The following is a 15,136-nucleotide window of genomic DNA, read 5'->3' as shown; positions in this document are numbered from 1 at the left end:
CCCTCCCTTTGCGAATTCAATCTATTTGTGACGAGACATGTCACTCCCATTTTATGTAGGACTATTTGTCTCACATTCCTGTTCGTAAAAAACAAAGCTCCTGCCAAAACAATACTGTTGGCAGGAGCATAATTCGGGGTGTGATCATTAATCGTTATCAAATATGACAAAGCATGGGAAGAAGCAAGAGCAACTGCAAGAGCAACTGCAAGAACAAGAGCAACTGCATGAACAGCTACAGACGCAAGAACAGGAGCAAGAACAACTGCAACGACTGCAACGACTACAACTGCATCTACTGCAGCCACCGCATCTTCCACATCCGCCACACCGTCCGCGAACGAGCGTAGCTTCATTCATTTTTTCTTTGTCCCAACGCTGTACTTTATCCGATTTTATTTCAGATGCCTTTAGTTTTTTTAGCTCTTTTTTGAAATCATCCATTCATTTTCACCTCCGTCACATCATGGGAGCTACTCTAGATTTATGAAGTGACATTGGGTATTTGTTCCATGATCATGCGCCCATTTTTGGTTGAACATGAGAAGAACCCGCTATACTGCAAGGTTCCCAGACAAAAAAAGAAGCCACCCTCAAAGTGAAGGCAGCTTGTATGATCACTGATTTACAACTTGAAAATAATCCCCATCAGCGAGTAAATAATCACCGTCGAGAACAGCACCGTCATATGAATCAGTGAATAAATAAACATCGTTTTTGACCATTTCTGCGAATCCATTTTCCGGTATCCAAATACACTCAGAACCAGCCATAAAATATTCAGGAGCAGGGCCATCAACGTAAGACCAACGCTTAATGACCAGAATAAAAAACTGCTAGCAATTAAAATAACCAAATAAACATTTGTTTGAATGTAGGTACGTCTTGCACCTTTGACCACAGGCAACATAGGAACTCCAGCAGCCTTGTACTCATCATACTTGCGAATCGCGATCGCATAAAAGTGAGGCATTTGCCAAATGACCATGATAATAAACAGACCAAGGATAGCAGGATGCGTGATATCTGGGTGAATAGCAGCCCAACCGATGAGCGGCGGCATTGCACCAGAAATACTCCCTACCTCCGTATTGTAAACCGTTCTTCTTTTGGTCCACATCGTATAAGGCACGACATAAAAAAACAGTCCGAGAAATCCCATAATAGCAGCCAAAGGTGATGCCAAGACGAGCGCCACCAAGCCAAAAATCGTCATCAGGGATGCTAGCCATAAAACTTTCTTCGTTGATATTTCTCCTGTCACTGTAGGTCTGTTCTTCGTCCTCTCCATGACAGAATCGATATCGCGATCATACACGTTATTAAAAGCACCTGCTGCACCCATGATTAAAATAGAGCCGATTGTAGCAAATAAGATTTCTGGCAACTTATCTATTAGACTGAAGTGATACGTATATAAAGCTAATGTTAATCCGGCAAACATCGGAATCAGATTCGATTTGATAATCCCCGTTTTAACCGTTTGCGCCAAAATATTGGACATAGGCCGATTCCGCGTTGCTACGCTTTCTTCCCTCTGCATTCGTACACTGTCCCCTCTTACTAGATGATCTATATCTATCGTACTCCAAAATAGCATGACATAGTAGACGGTTAAATCCTACAAAACTGCCATTTGTATCTTACATACCAATAAGGATTTAAATACTATATGGAATGTTAATTCTATATGGTATGCTTGTCAAGAGAAGGAGGTGGACGAATGAACAGACGCAGGTTAACCCAAGCAGAGCGTAAAAAGGAAACACGGCAATTGCTCATTGATGCAGCCATTGAAACCTTTGCTCAGTTAGGCTTCCACGGGGCTTCCGTTGATAAAATCGCAGACCATGCTGGATTTACCAAAGGAGCTGTTTATGCTCATTTTCAGTCCAAAGAAGATCTCTTTCTCGCTATTTTGGAAGGTCAGATGCAATTACATGTGTCCAATATCCATCACGTAATTGATCACCAGCCATCATTATCGCATTTTATAGAAGCCATGGACGCCTATTTTATGTCCGTTCAGCAACAAAATCGCACGTGGAGCATGCTGAACCTAGAATTTTTGCTTTATGCCATGCGCGAAGAGTCAGTTCGAAAGCGATGGGCAAACATGATCTTAGAGTCGGTACAGCATCTTTCCAAGGCGATACAAACATTGATGCCAAAAGAAAGTGACTCTACTCTATCTGCGGATGAAATGGCATGGACGATTCTTGCTCTAGAGAATGGCATGACCATCTTTTCTTACATTAGCGGCGACCAGGCACCCCTGTCTTTATACGGAAAAGCTTTGCAAAACATGCTATCGTCAAAATAGCAAGTGCCTTATGTTAGAGCGATTCTAACTGGGCGGCCCGTCGCTTCATGATTCGATTGACTCTCTCAGAACCATAAAGCATGAACGCAATATAGAAAGCGATAAAAAACGGTAAAATGGAAACTGTCGTCTGTGCAGCAAGCCACCCTAGCAACGGAGGCAAAAGTGTGGCACCCGTGTACGCAACCGCCATCTGATAGCCCATCAGCTTTTGTGTTTGCTCTTTCCCAAAGCGTTCAGGGGTATCATGCAGCATACAGGGATAAATCGGAGCGAAGCCTAGCCCGAGTAACAGAAACCCGATGAGCGAACAGAAGGTCGGTAATGGCAACATCAACAGTGCTGCCCCAGCGAATGATACGAGAAGTCCACTGCGAATCAGGACGCGGTTGCTCACTTTGAAGGTAACAAAGCCCGAAATAAATCGCCCCACCGTAATTCCACCGTAATACATGGCTACCCACACCGCCGCTACAGACGCTGGTAGCTCTTTCACATTTACCAAAAAACTGCTCCCCCATAATCCCACCGATGCTTCAGCCCCACAATAGAAGAGAAAGGTCAACAAAGTCAGCTTGACGCCTTTTGTCCGTAACGGTTGTTCGCTCTGCCTACGAAACGGCTCACCCTGTGACTCTTTGACAACATGGCTCTGCAGGTTCTCCATTCGTTTCCACAAAGGAAGTGTAAACGCTAGAAGTACGACGAACGCGAATTGAATGAGCGAAATGGTCAAGTAGCCATTCCGCCATAAATCATGATCGCGCATAAAGCCAGACATAATAATAGGGCCAAGCGTAGCGCCCACACCCCAGAAGCAATGCAGCCAGCTCATGTGATGGGCTTGAAAATGCGTGGCAACATAATGATTCAATGCTGCATCCACAGAACCAGCTCCTAGTCCTAGCGGCAATGCCAATACCAATAACCATAAAATCGAAGGGGCAAAAGAAAATCCGAGCAAGGCTGCCGCCGTCATCAAGCAGCTGATCAGTGTGATCCGTCCTGTTCCCAATCGTTTTAATAATGCACCACTCATCAAGCTAGAGACGATCGTACCAGACGCAATCGCAATGTTGATCACACCTGCCATGCCAAATGCCGCGCCATATTCTGCTTGCATGACCGGCCAAGCTGCCCCCAGTAACGAATCAGGAAGGCCCAAGCTGATAAACGACAAGTAAATCATGATCAAAAAGAATGTTGCCACTATCCCCCGCCTCCTGCTCGTTTTTACATTCTTCCTGTGAGTCTATTCAGCAATTTCTCTCCCTCTGTTTTGAACCGTTTGTTCTTTTCGAGAAATTCGTTCACTTCATGTAATTGGGCTGGCCGGTAGCCTGGGCCATCACAGCCACAAGAATGATAGGTAAACCCATGCTGATAGAGGATTTCAACCTTTTTCCACTGCTTCACATCCGTTTGCTTCGGAGCCTTGAAATCATGCCCCATCACCTTCATTCCCTCACCACATTGCGGACAGCTATGCTTGATCTTGTTCCATTCTTCCTCCGTCAACTCATTCTTGGAGGTTTGCTTGAACACTTTTCTGCAAGGGAAACAGGCGTATATTTGTTTATACGGACCATACATCCCATATCGACACATGATGATCAACCCCTATCCAAATCTTTTTTCAATCTAGACAATTCCCATTTCGGTATTGCTATGTATCCCCTTTTTTGACGAGCGTACTACCGATGAAGTCAAAGCTCAAAGGCGCCCCTTTTTTGTCGGGCTGCCATCCCAGCTTGATCGCCTCTTCAATGATAGCCGCGACGTCAGCTGGCTTTATCGCTCTCATATCCAAATGCTGCACATGTGGAAACTCCGTCCAAAAATCATTTACATCTGATTTTACATACACGCGAATCAATTGACCCATACCTTCGTTGTGCTGGATCGTCAACGCGAGCAGCCCCTTTGCTGCTGGACTAATCACCCAACGATATCGCTGCTCTCCTACCGTGATTCCCCGTGTTCCTTTTTTGGGTAATGCCATAGCTACCTCCTCAAAGCGAGTACATGTTTATCAATTCTGCCAAATACGTTTTTATGCCGTCCACGATTTCGGGTGAATGCTGCACAGTTACTTCTTTCCCCAACCCAATGCAAAAAATAAAATGTCTCTTCTCGCTACATTTCCTTCTAACCAACCACTTCCATCCTGCCGCAGATGCAGCATGGATGCAAGCCAAAGTTCAGCCTCACAAGCCTGCACACCTTCAGATCCAACGGCTTCGATGCCGAATGTTCGACGGCATGAATACGGTCACAACGAAACACGCGAATATCTTGATGTTGATAACAATAAGCCGTGCTGTACCATAAACCGTTTTTTGTATAAATGCCAATCGGCTGCATCTCCCGCTTGGATTGTTGTCCGCGCGTTTCATAAGTGATAAGGAGTACTTTTTATTGGATGGCAGCATCCAGCAATATGGATAAATGCGAAGAGCTGCTCATTTACATGGCTCCTTTTCGCAGTTTACCTCGTTTTATGATAAAGAAAAACAAGCCACGATAACCCCGCAGCTTGTTCCCTCTTTTCTTTCTTTACAATTCCAGCTTATGTTTCTCCAAGAAGTTCGTAGCAAAATTCCCTGCGACAAAGTCAGGGTGCTCCAGCAGCTTCTCATGGAAGGGAACCGTCGTATGCACGCCCTCGATGACAAACTCACCTAGCGCCCTCTTCATACGAGCCAATGCTTCGTTGCGATCTGTACCCCAAACGATCAGCTTGGCGACCATCGAATCATAGAAGGGAGAGATTTCGTAGCCGGGATAAACCGCACTGTCCACGCGTACACCGTAACCGCCAGGCGGCAAGTAATTGATGACCTTACCTGGTGATGGCATAAAGTTTTTCGCAGGATTCTCCGCATTGATTCGGCACTCGATCGCCCATCCATTGATTTTCACGTCTTCTTGTGAAAAGGATAACGGATTGCCTGCTGCGACAGATATTTGTTCTTTGATCAAGTCGATTCCTGTGATCATCTCTGTCACGGGATGCTCTACCTGAATCCGTGTATTCATTTCCATGAAGTAAAATTGGCCATGCTTATCGAGCAAAAATTCAACAGTACCCGCTCCGTGGTACGAAACCGCTTTGGCTGCCGCCACCGCAGCTTGCCCCATTTGCTCGCGCAGCGTTTGGTCTAGCGCAGGAGATGGCGCTTCTTCTACCAGCTTTTGATGACGTCGCTGAATGGAGCAATCCCGCTCTCCCAAGTACACTGCACTGCCGTGCTTGTCGCCCATGATTTGAATCTCCACATGCCGTGGCTCTTCCACGTATTTTTCCAAGTACACGCCAGCGTTACCGAATGCCGTCTCCGCTTCTTTCTGGGCTTGCCGAATCGCCTTGGACAAGTCATCGGCGTCAAAAGCGACACGCATGCCTCTGCCGCCACCACCAGCCGTTGCTTTTACAATGACAGGATAGCCTATTTTCTCCGCCACCTGCAATGCCTCATCGATGTCATCAATCAAGCCGTCTGTGCCCGGGACTAATGGTACATTCGCTTGACTCATCGTTGCTTTTGCTACGGATTTGTCACCCATTTTTGTGATCGCTTCAGGATCGGGACCGATAAAGGTAATCGAGCAATCTTGGCAAAGCTGGGCAAACGAAGCGTTTTCCGCCAAGAAGCCATAGCCCGGATGGATAGCGTCTGCCTTCGTATAAAGAGCGACCGTCATAATCCGTGCCATGTTCAAATAGCTGTCCTTGGACGCCGTGGGTCCGATGCAATACGCTTCATCCGCCAATTCTACGTGCAATGCTTCCCGATCCGCCTCAGAAAAGACAGCGACTGTACGTATCCCTAGTTCCTGACAAGCGCGAATAATGCGGACAGCTATTTCGCCGCGATTGGCAATCAATACTTTCGTAAACATAGGCGCACTCCTTCCTACTGAGTTTTGACAACGAGCAATGCTTTTCCGTAATCGACAAATTGACCATCCACGACGAGAATTTCCGTAATGATGCCGCTAACTGGGGTCGTAATTTCGGCAGATAGCTGAAGAGCATCAGCCGTGCAGCGTCCAACCTTTTCGCCTACTTGAACAGTCTGCCCTATTGTCACTTCCGCATAGAACAGTCCTACTCCCGGCGACATGACTTGCTGTATCACTTCCTTGGGTACCGCAGCAACGACATCGACGGACTCAGCAGTGGCGGCTGCCTCCTGATAGCCATGCTCCACTTCGCCCACCTGTACAGGCTCATGGACAGCCACGACTTCGACTGGTGCGCTTTTCTTGATCACGATGCGGGTCTTGCCCTTCTCCCATTCCAGCTCCTCAATGGAAGACTGATTCACCAGCTTGATGAATTCACGCAGCTCATGCAGCTTCATAGCACGATCAGAGCTCCTTTCTAAAGTGGGATATTCCCGTGCTTTTTGTACGGACGATCTTCTTGTTTATTTCTGAGCATTTCCAAGGCTTGCGCCACCTTTTGGCGGGTTTCGCGCGGATCGATGACATCATCCACCATCCCGAGACTTGCCGCGACATATGGGTTGGCGAACTTTTCTCGGTAGAGGGCAATTTTCTCTGCGCGAGTCGCAGCCGGGTCCTCACTTTGTTCGATTTCCTTTGAAAAAATGACGTTAGCTGCCCCCTCGGGACCCATGACGGCAATTTCTGCATTCGGCCAAGCATACACGATATCTGCACCAATGGACTTGGAGTTGAGCGCCACATAAGCGCCTCCGTAAGCTTTGCGCAGAATCACGGTGATTTTGGGAACCGTAGCTTCTGAGTATGCATACAAGATTTTCGCCCCATGACGGATAATCCCGCCGTGCTCCTGATTGATCCCCGGGAAAAAGCCAGAGACATCTTCAAAGGTCAACAGTGGAATGTTGAAGCAGTCGCAGAAACGGATGAACCGTGCCAGCTTATCCGATGAATGAATGTCCAGTCCGCCTGCCATGACCTTTGGCTGGTTGGCGATAATGCCGACACTGTGTCCATCGATACGCGCCAGACCGATAACGATATTGCGGGCAAAGTTCGGCTGTACTTCCATGAAATCACCGTGATCCACGATTTTTTCGATGACCTTGCGCACATCGTATACTTTGGTACTTTCAGCAGGTACTAGCTCCAAGAGTTCCTCTTGCCAACCATTATTCTCCTCTGCTTTTATCACAGGTGCGCGATCGCGATTGTTTTGTGGTAGGAAGCTGAGCAACCTGCGTACTCCTTCCAACACTTCCTGTTCGGTCTCTGCCGTAAAATGGGCATTGCCGCTCACCGTAGAATGGACTTTGGCTCCGCCTAGATCCTCCGCGGATATTTTTTCACCTGTAACGGTTTCGATGACTTTTGGTCCTGTGATGAACATTTGACTCGTCTTCTCAACCATGAACACGAAATCCGTAATCGCTGGAGAGTAAACCGCTCCTCCTGCACACGGACCGAGAATGACAGAGATTTGCGGAATTACACCGGAGTAAATGGCATTGCGGTAAAAAATCGTGCCATAGCCATCCAGCGAGCTTACCCCTTCTTGAATGCGTGCGCCGCCAGAGTCGTTCAGACCGATAAAGGGAGCACCGTTTTTCGCTGCCAAGTCCATCACCTTGGCAATTTTCATCGCATGCATCTCACCCAGAGCTCCACCAAACACCGTGAAATCCTGCGCGAACAAATAGACAGGACGACCGTTGATTTTACCATAGCCCGTCACAACACCTTCGCCTGGTGCCTCCATCTGGTCGAGACCAAAATGCGTAGCACGATGCTCAACAAACGGATTCAGCTCCATAAAGGTGTCTGGGTCAAGCAGTAGCTCGATCCGCTCACGTGCGGTCAACTTACCGCGGTTATGTTGGGCATCGATACGAGCATCTCCGCCACCAAGCTGGATTTTATATTTCCGTTCCATCAATTCATCAATTTTCTCGTACATATTGTTGCTCATAAGGGCCACCATCTCTCTATTCCTTTTTCATGATCGCATTCTCGTAGATCGCCACTAATTGTTGCACGGCACTCGTCGGTGAAATCTCGCCACTCGCAACGGCTCCTTCAATGGAGGGAAGCAGCTCGGCTACTTGCTGGTTGCCAAAAAAGGTCGCGCGCAAGTAGTCCTGAGCCATACTGTGCATCCAATCGAGTAGCTGCGCTTTGCGTCTTGCCTCGAAGCCGCCTGATTGGATGGTGGTTTCACGAAATTGACCGATGACCTCCCAAATATCTTCAATGCCTTCCCCTGTCAGGGAAGAACACATATATGCCTTCGTTTCCCAGCCAGTGGTTGCCGGCTGCAAGTAATGCAGAACACGATTGTATTCACCTTTGGCGATCAAGGCACGCGTGCGATTTTCCCCATCGGCTTTATTAATCAGTAGCGCATCCGCGATTTCCATGATGCCTTTTTTGATTCCTTGCAGTTCATCGCCCGCCCCTGTCAACATCAGCAGTAAAAAGAAATCAACCATGGACCTGACTGTCGTCTCACTCTGTCCAACCCCTACCGTCTCGACCAAAATCACATCATAGCCTGCTGCCTCGCAGATCAGCATCGTTTCCCGCGTCTTCCGATTGACACCGCCTAGCGTGCCCCCTGTGGCAGAAGGTCGGATGAACGCCTGTTGATTGCGTGACAAAAGCTCCATCCGTGTCTTGTCGCCGAGAATGCTCCCGCGAGTAACCGTACTGCTCGGATCAACAGCCAAAACAGCGACACGATGACCTTTTTCACAAAGCATACTGCCGAATGCTTCAATGAACGTGCTCTTACCTGCACCTGGCACACCGGATATACCTATGCGTATAGATTGACCTGTATGAGGAAGCAGCTGCTTAATCACCTCTTGGGCCATATCCATATGAGCGGGAGCATTGCTCTCAACCAGCGTGATTGCCTGCGCCAAAACCGTTCGGTTACTATCTCGTACGCCTGTGACGTATTGATCCACTGATAAGCGCGGGAGACGTGCCTTGGAGGAAACGTTCAAGAAATTCTTGTCAGCCTTGCCCCCGGTCATTGTCCAGCAGCCTCCAGGCGATACACGATCTCTTGCAGAACGTGCTGGGCTGCTACAGGAATGACTGTTCCTGGCCCAAAGATAGCTGCGGCACCATGCTCTCGCAAAAAGGCGTAATCCTGCGCTGGTATAACACCGCCTATGACCACAACAATATCCTCTCGTCCTAGCTTCTTGAGCTCTTCCACCAGTTGGGGCAGCAAGGTTTTATGCCCTGCCGCAAGCGAGCTGAAGCCGATTACGTGCACATCATTTTCTATCGCCTGCTTCGCTGTTTCCTCAGGTGTTTGGAACAACGGACCGATATCGACGTCAAAGCCTAAATCCGCAAAGGCAGTAGCAATTACTTTCGCGCCCCTATCATGTCCGTCTTGACCCATTTTCGCGATCATAATACGGGGACGTCTGCCTTCCCACTGCTCGAATTCGTCTGCCATCTTGCGCACAGCCGCTACCTCATCGGCATCTGCGTATTCGGAACTGTAGACGCCGCTAATGGAGCGAATGACCGCCTTGTGTCTACCTACGACCTTTTCAAAGGCATCCGATATTTCGCCCAAAGAAGCTCTTGCCCGCGCCGCTTCAATGGCCAGTTCCAACAGATTGCCTTCGCCTGATTTCGCACATTCCGTAATCGCTTGAAGAGTTACTTGCACTCTCGCCTCATCTCGGTTACTGCGCAGCTCCTGCAAACGTCTGATTTGCGCTTCCCGAACCGCTGTGTTGTCCACTTCGAGAATCTCCAGCGGATCTTCCTTGTCCAGACGGTATTTGTTCACGCCAATAATGGCTTCCTTCGCCGAATCGATATGGGCCTGACGGCGTGCAGCCGCTTCCTCGATCTTCATTTTCGGCAATCCCGTCTCTATTGCTTTTGCCATACCACCAAGTGCTTCGATCTCTTCGATGTGCGCCCACGCTTTTTCCACGAGCTGCGCAGTCAAGGACTCGACGTAATAAGAACCTGCCCACGGATCGACGACCTTGGTTATCTCGGTTTCGTCCTGCAAAAACAACTGTGTATTTCGCGCGATTCTGGCTGAAAAATCGGTCGGCAACGCAATCGCTTCATCCAGAGCGTTCGTATGCAGAGATTGGGTATGCCCCAGAGCCGCGGCCATGGCTTCGATGCACGTCCGCACCACGTTGTTATACGGGTCCTGCTCCGTCAAACTCCATCCAGATGTTTGCGAGTGTGTCCGCAGTGCCATCGACTTTTCGTTTTTGGGATGGAATTGCTTGATCAGATTGGCCCAAATCAAGCGGCCTGCACGCATTTTCGCCACTTCCATGAAGTAGTTCATGCCAATCGCCCAGAAAAAGGACAGTCGTGGCGCAAACGCATCGATGTCGATGCCTGCTGCAAGGCCAGTACGAACGTATTCCAAGCCATCTGCCAACGTGTAGGCCAATTCAATATCCGCGGTCGCACCCGCTTCTTGCAGGTGATAGCCTGAAATACTGATGCTGTTGAATTTGGGCATGTGCTTGGAGGTGTAGGCAAAAATATCGGAAATGATCTTCATCGACGCTTCTGGCGGATAAATGTAAGTATTCCGAACCATGTATTCCTTCAAAATGTCATTTTGGATCGTTCCGGTTAGCTCGGCCTGCGATACCCCTTGCTCTTCTGCTGCCACGATATAGAACGCCATAATAGGTAAAACGGCTCCGTTCATCGTCATGGAGACGGACATTTTATCGAGGGGAATGCCATCGAACAAAATTTTCATATCAAGAATGGAGTCAACTGCTACGCCTGCTTTCCCGACATCACCGACTACCCGGGGGTGATCAGAGTCATAGCCGCGATGTGTCGCGAGGTCGAAGGCAATCGACAGCCCTTTTTGTCCCGCAGCCAAATTCCGTCGGTAAAATGCGTTACTCTCTTCCGCCGTAGAAAATCCGGCATATTGCCGCACCGTCCAAGGCTGAGTTACGTACATCGTCGGATATGGTCCACGCGTATACGGTGGCAAACCAGGCATGTAGCCGAGGTGATCCATACCCTCCACATCTTCCATGGTGTAAAGAGGTTTTACAGGGATCTGCTCCAGCGTCTGCCACATTTGCTCGTTTCCTGGTGGGTTTGCATCCAATTGGGGAAACAAATCAGACACATCTCGTTTGGACTGATAAGCCATTTTTGAAAAATCAGGTCGCTTCATTATGAGCTCACTCCTATCCGCTCCTGAAGTTCTCGCAACATCTCGTAGCAATTGGAACGCATGTGGATGCAATCATCTACACCCGCCGCCTTAAAAGTAGCCAGCTTCTCTGCGTCAGGCAAGCCAGCCAACAGAACCGTCATCTGAGCTACACGTTGCTTGATCGCTTGCGCCAAAGGTGGAACCTGCTCTGGATAACTCGCATCGTCCGAACAAATGACCGTGATCAACGCACCTGATGCCACCGCAGCTTCGGCCGCCTCTACAGTGGTAGAGAATGCTTGCTGACGCAATACGTCAAAACCGCCAACCGCAAAAAACTCTGATGCGAAATTTGCCCGTGCCTTATGCTTTGCCACTGAACCCATCATAGCCAAGAACACAGTCGGTCTCTTGCCTGTCGTTTTCAAGAAATCATCTGCCTGTATTCTCAAGGATTCAAAGCGTTCGGATGCCCGGTGAATACGGAGTGGTTGGATGATTGTCTCCACTGAATTTTCACGTTTCATGGCTTTTGCGATATCACCCACAGTCGCTCCATGAAGCACTGCTGTTACTGCACGTTCCACGAACTCCTCCGTATGATTCGCCAACTCATCGAGCGCTGTGGAGACGAGAGTCGCGTTTTGTTTCAACCGAAGGGATCGTGCTTCCGCTGCTCGCTCTTCGTGAATGCTCGGAAGACTCTCGGCCTGCAGTGGCTGCTCAGCCGTATTGGCATACATGTTGGTTCCAACCAAACGCTTTTTACGCGTATCGATGCTCGCTGCTTTTTGATCCGCGATCTGGGCGATCAAGCCTTGTGGGAAACCTGCTTCTAATGCGCTCAGCATGCCACCGTGCGCTTCAACCTGCTGGAACAATTCCCATGCTTTTTTCGCTAATGCATCTGTGAGCCATTCTACGTACCAAGAACCTCCGGCAGGGTCGATCACTTTTGCCAAATGCGCTTCTTCTTGCAAAATGATTTGCGTATTTCTGGCGATTCTTCTTGAAAACGCATTGGCAGGGCGTATGGATTCGTCAAATGCGGATACATGCAGACTGTCTGCTCCACCAATGACCGCTGAGAACGCTTCTGTCGTGGAACGCAGCATATTGACATACGGATCGTAAATCGTCTTCGTCCAGGCCGAAGTTCTGGCGTGAATCGTCATCTTTTGCGCTTCCAATGATCCACCGTAGGCTGCCACGATGTTTGACCAGACCATTCTTGCAGCACGCAACTTCGCGATTTCCATGAAGACGTCTGAACCGATCGAAAATGAGAACTGCATTCGTGGTGCAACTTCCTCTATAGACAGCCCCCGCTCAAGCATCGCTTGCAAATAGTCGACACCTGTGGCCAGTGAAAAAGCCAGTTCGGTTACTGCGTTTCCGCCACCGTCCTGATAAGGATGGCTTTGAACCAACATCGTTTTCAGCGCGGGCGCATGATCTTTTGCCCATTTCGTCATGCTCGCCATGGCGTGATAAGCTGTCTGCAAAGAACAAGGGAGCTTGCCCTCTGTGAGCAGAACCGCTATAGGGTCTTGCCCGATACAACCGCGAAGTTCGGAGACTTGCTGACCTGTCGCTTCAACATGTGCCAAAAGGAGCGAAAGAATGGGTAAGCCCATCGCTCCCGTGTTCACGAAAAGAGGGACCTCTGAAAGCTTCACCCCTTGAAGTGCCTGCTCTACATCCTCTCTGCAAAAAACAGATACGCCTTTGTGACCAATCGAATCTGGCAATGCTTCGTCCGGATCAAGTCCATCCAATGTCGCTTGATCCACCAGCAGATGTAGCATCGTTTGCCCGCGCTCCAAATCGTCTACGGCTGCCTGATTGAACGCCTCGGCACTCGTTGCGATGATTTCCTGACAGACATGCCATTTGTGTTCCTTTTGCTCGCCATGCTGTTGATTCCCTCTATGAAAAGGTGCCTCGCCTGGTAGCGCTTCCAGATGCGGCAATGTTTTGACATCTTCGTACCGATAGATGGGCTGGCGAACAATCCCCTCGTACGAATGCGTCAGTAACTTGGCATCAAAAGAGGCACCCTTTAGCGATTTTTCTGCCGCCTCCCGCCATTGCTCGTACGTGGGAACGGAGAATTCCTTGAACCATGTATGTTTGCTCACTCTTCCAGTCCTCCCCTTAAAAGCTGCTCCATTACGCTTGCTTCACCAGGAATAACGGCTGTCCATGCTCGACCAACTGACCGTTTTCCACCAAGACTTGGACAATCTCTCCTTTTACTTCTGCTTCAATCTCGTTAAACAGCTTCATGGCTTCGACAATACAGACAATGGTAGTTGGCTCTACCCGATCATTTATGGATACGTATGGTGCTGCGTCAACGGCAGGTGCTGCATAGAAGGTTCCCACCATGGGTGAAGTGATTTTGTACAAGTTTTCCGTCACTTCCGCCGATTTCTGAGGCGCTTCCACAGGGACCTTGTTGACCGGACGCTCAATCATTTCTTTTTTAGGCAAAGGGACAACGGGTGCCGCCGTCACGATTGGCACGCTTTTTGTTTGTACGGGAGTCTGGTGTATGGCTGTGACTTGATTCCCATTTCTTCGTTTGATTCGCAATGAAGAATCTTCATCATTTACCTCAAAAGATTCTATGTCCGTCTGCTCCAATAGCTTCACAAGTTCTCGTAATTCGTAAATGGTAAGCACGACTATTCCTCCCCTATTCCCGATTCTGACTGGCACACTCTCACGAACCGACTAGTTGGTCTGTTGTGACTGTGCAAGACCGACCAGTTGGTCTTTTTGATAGTATAACAAATGTCAGAATACTAGTACAGACCAACCAGTTGGTCTGATCGAAGAATATGATAAGGGACCATCAAGCGACTATGCCCCTGTCTCCTATCGAAAAGCTTGAGTGTAGCCGCATGATCCTTGTTAGCACCCCTACAATGGATTGAAGGAATTTCCTTCTGATTGCAGGAAAAAACGTTGAAATGCCGGGTTTTCCATCGATTCTGATTTCAAAACGGAATGAAGAACCATATCTGCATAAATATCCGCGATTTGCTCGATCGAGTACGTCCCTGACTTTTGATACCACTTGTAAATCCAGTTCACCATGCCAAAGATAGCCATGGACACAATCGGCACAGGCAGCTCCGGGCGGAACTCACCCGATTCGATTCCGTCCGAAATGACGGTGAACATGATTTTTTTATAGCGATCCCGTTTTGTTTCAATATCCGTGTAGTACTCTGGTGCTAAAAACAGACTCTCCTGATAAAAAATCGTAACCTGCGAGCGGTACAGATCAATCATCATAACGAAGGATTTTACGATTGCTTGGAGTCGCTCTGTCGGGGTGTCCCACTTCTCGTAAGCTTCCTCTGCTTTCTCCAGCACATACGTAATAAATTGATCATGAATGATATAGAGGAGTTCATCTTTTGATTTGAAGTTGTGATAAAATCCTCCCTTCGACGTGCCGCTTTCTTTCACAATTTGATCCACAGTCACTTTGTGGTAGCCATTTGCTTCAAACAAGCGCATGGATGTTTCAATAATACGTTCTCTGATTGATTTTTCGGCCATTATCTTCACCCGTGACCATTATAGCATAACTACATAGCAAAAACGCCGATTCTCTTCGGTGAGAGATCGGCGTTTCT

The 15,136-nt window shown here is 48.6% G+C and carries 15 protein-coding genes; 1 reads left to right on the top strand and 14 read right to left on the bottom strand.

Features of this window, described 5'->3' with window-relative positions; genetic code table 11:
* Positions 1 to 147: 147 nt before the first annotated feature.
* Entirely contained in the window at positions 148 to 444 is a 297-nt protein-coding gene (locus HP398_RS31325; protein ID WP_082192166.1) for a heterocycloanthracin/sonorensin family bacteriocin, read from the bottom strand.
* A 181-nt stretch (positions 445 to 625) separates the two neighbouring features.
* Positions 626 to 1,543 (bottom strand): heme o synthase, encoded by a 918-nt coding sequence (cyoE, locus tag HP398_RS02395; RefSeq protein WP_017248322.1) that lies wholly within the window; start codon positions 1,541 to 1,543, stop codon positions 626 to 628.
* A 180-nt stretch (positions 1,544 to 1,723) separates the two neighbouring features.
* On the opposite strand from cyoE, the gene HP398_RS02390 reads away from it, so the two are divergent.
* Positions 1,724 to 2,323 (top strand): TetR/AcrR family transcriptional regulator, encoded by a 600-nt coding sequence (locus HP398_RS02390; protein ID WP_173621704.1) that lies wholly within the window; start codon positions 1,724 to 1,726, stop codon positions 2,321 to 2,323.
* A gap of 13 nt (positions 2,324 to 2,336) precedes the next feature.
* On the opposite strand, the gene HP398_RS02385 is transcribed toward HP398_RS02390, so the two are convergent.
* From HP398_RS02385 to HP398_RS02330, 12 genes are all read right to left on the bottom strand, one after another.
* Positions 2,337 to 3,533 (bottom strand): MFS transporter, encoded by a 1,197-nt coding sequence (locus HP398_RS02385; protein ID WP_173621703.1) that lies wholly within the window; start codon positions 3,531 to 3,533, stop codon positions 2,337 to 2,339.
* Positions 3,534 to 3,556: 23 nt separating this feature from the next.
* Positions 3,557 to 3,931, bottom strand: coding sequence for a hypothetical protein (locus HP398_RS02380; protein WP_173621702.1), 375 nt, complete (start codon positions 3,929 to 3,931; stop codon positions 3,557 to 3,559).
* Positions 3,932 to 3,989: 58 nt separating this feature from the next.
* Positions 3,990 to 4,325: a hypothetical protein gene (locus HP398_RS02375; RefSeq protein WP_026043065.1), complete on the bottom strand. Its 336-nt coding sequence runs from the start codon at positions 4,323 to 4,325 to the stop codon at positions 3,990 to 3,992.
* Between the two features lie 146 nt (positions 4,326 to 4,471).
* Positions 4,472 to 4,687 carry a WYL domain-containing protein gene (locus HP398_RS30760; protein WP_254475783.1) on the bottom strand — a complete coding sequence of 72 codons (216 nt, stop codon included), beginning with the start codon at positions 4,685 to 4,687 and terminating at the stop codon, positions 4,472 to 4,474.
* 192 nt (positions 4,688 to 4,879) lie between these two features.
* Positions 4,880 to 6,226, bottom strand: coding sequence for an acetyl-CoA carboxylase biotin carboxylase subunit (accC, locus tag HP398_RS02365; protein WP_017248316.1), 1,347 nt, complete (start codon positions 6,224 to 6,226; stop codon positions 4,880 to 4,882).
* Between the two features lie 14 nt (positions 6,227 to 6,240).
* Entirely contained in the window at positions 6,241 to 6,690 is a 450-nt protein-coding gene (locus tag HP398_RS02360; RefSeq protein WP_173621701.1) for an acetyl-CoA carboxylase biotin carboxyl carrier protein, read from the bottom strand.
* A 20-nt stretch (positions 6,691 to 6,710) separates the two neighbouring features.
* A complete protein-coding gene (locus tag HP398_RS02355; RefSeq protein WP_017248314.1) occupies positions 6,711 to 8,276 on the bottom strand; it encodes an acyl-CoA carboxylase subunit beta in 1,566 nt (521 codons plus the stop codon).
* Between the two features lie 4 nt (positions 8,277 to 8,280).
* The gene (gene meaB, locus HP398_RS02350; RefSeq protein WP_173621700.1) at positions 8,281 to 9,333 is read right to left on the bottom strand and encodes a methylmalonyl Co-A mutase-associated GTPase MeaB; all 1,053 of its coding nucleotides are present in this window, start codon (positions 9,331 to 9,333) and stop codon (positions 8,281 to 8,283) included.
* Positions 9,330 to 11,501, bottom strand: coding sequence for a methylmalonyl-CoA mutase (gene scpA, locus HP398_RS02345; protein ID WP_173621699.1), 2,172 nt, complete (start codon positions 11,499 to 11,501; stop codon positions 9,330 to 9,332). The genes meaB and scpA overlap by 4 nt, the downstream gene beginning before the upstream one ends.
* Complete coding sequence (locus tag HP398_RS02340) at positions 11,501 to 13,624, bottom strand: methylmalonyl-CoA mutase family protein (RefSeq protein WP_173621698.1); 2,124 nt, start codon at positions 13,622 to 13,624, stop codon at positions 11,501 to 11,503. Before HP398_RS02340 ends, scpA begins: the two co-directional genes overlap by 1 nt.
* Positions 13,625 to 13,655: 31 nt before the next feature.
* Positions 13,656 to 14,171 (bottom strand): acetyl-CoA carboxylase biotin carboxyl carrier protein, encoded by a 516-nt coding sequence (gene accB, locus HP398_RS02335; RefSeq protein ID WP_017248310.1) that lies wholly within the window; start codon positions 14,169 to 14,171, stop codon positions 13,656 to 13,658.
* Between the two features lie 240 nt (positions 14,172 to 14,411).
* Positions 14,412 to 15,059, bottom strand: coding sequence for a TetR/AcrR family transcriptional regulator (locus HP398_RS02330; protein WP_026043063.1), 648 nt, complete (start codon positions 15,057 to 15,059; stop codon positions 14,412 to 14,414).
* Positions 15,060 to 15,136 lie beyond the last annotated feature (77 nt).

Origin of the sequence: Brevibacillus sp. HB1.4B, assembly GCF_013284285.1 — a bacterium.
Taxonomy (GTDB): Bacteria; Bacillota; Bacilli; order Brevibacillales; family Brevibacillaceae; genus Brevibacillus; species Brevibacillus porteri.
The sequence above is the reverse complement of the archived record's forward strand: the minus strand, read 5'-3'. Positions and strand labels throughout refer to the sequence as shown.

Excerpts from the sequence above, each read along its gene's own strand:
- HP398_RS31325 (WP_082192166.1), bottom strand. The coding sequence starts at position 444 with ATGGATGATTTCAAAAAAGAGCTAAAAAAACTAAAGGCATCTGAAATA.
- cyoE (WP_017248322.1), bottom strand. The coding sequence starts at position 1,543 with ATGCAGAGGGAAGAAAGCGTAGCAACGCGGAATCGGCCTATGTCCAAT.
- HP398_RS02390 (WP_173621704.1), top strand. The coding sequence starts at position 1,724 with ATGAACAGACGCAGGTTAACCCAAGCAGAGCGTAAAAAGGAAACACGG.
- HP398_RS02380 (WP_173621702.1), bottom strand. The coding sequence starts at position 3,931 with ATGTGTCGATATGGGATGTATGGTCCGTATAAACAAATATACGCCTGT.
- HP398_RS02375 (WP_026043065.1), bottom strand. The coding sequence starts at position 4,325 with ATGGCATTACCCAAAAAAGGAACACGGGGAATCACGGTAGGAGAGCAG.
- HP398_RS30760 (WP_254475783.1), bottom strand. The coding sequence starts at position 4,687 with ATGCAGCCGATTGGCATTTATACAAAAAACGGTTTATGGTACAGCACG.
- accC (WP_017248316.1), bottom strand. The coding sequence starts at position 6,226 with ATGTTTACGAAAGTATTGATTGCCAATCGCGGCGAAATAGCTGTCCGC.
- HP398_RS02360 (WP_173621701.1), bottom strand. The coding sequence starts at position 6,690 with ATGAAGCTGCATGAGCTGCGTGAATTCATCAAGCTGGTGAATCAGTCT.
- HP398_RS02355 (WP_017248314.1), bottom strand. The coding sequence starts at position 8,276 with ATGGTGGCCCTTATGAGCAACAATATGTACGAGAAAATTGATGAATTG.
- meaB (WP_173621700.1), bottom strand. The coding sequence starts at position 9,333 with ATGACCGGGGGCAAGGCTGACAAGAATTTCTTGAACGTTTCCTCCAAG.
- scpA (WP_173621699.1), bottom strand. The coding sequence starts at position 11,501 with ATGAAGCGACCTGATTTTTCAAAAATGGCTTATCAGTCCAAACGAGAT.
- HP398_RS02330 (WP_026043063.1), bottom strand. The coding sequence starts at position 15,059 with ATGGCCGAAAAATCAATCAGAGAACGTATTATTGAAACATCCATGCGC.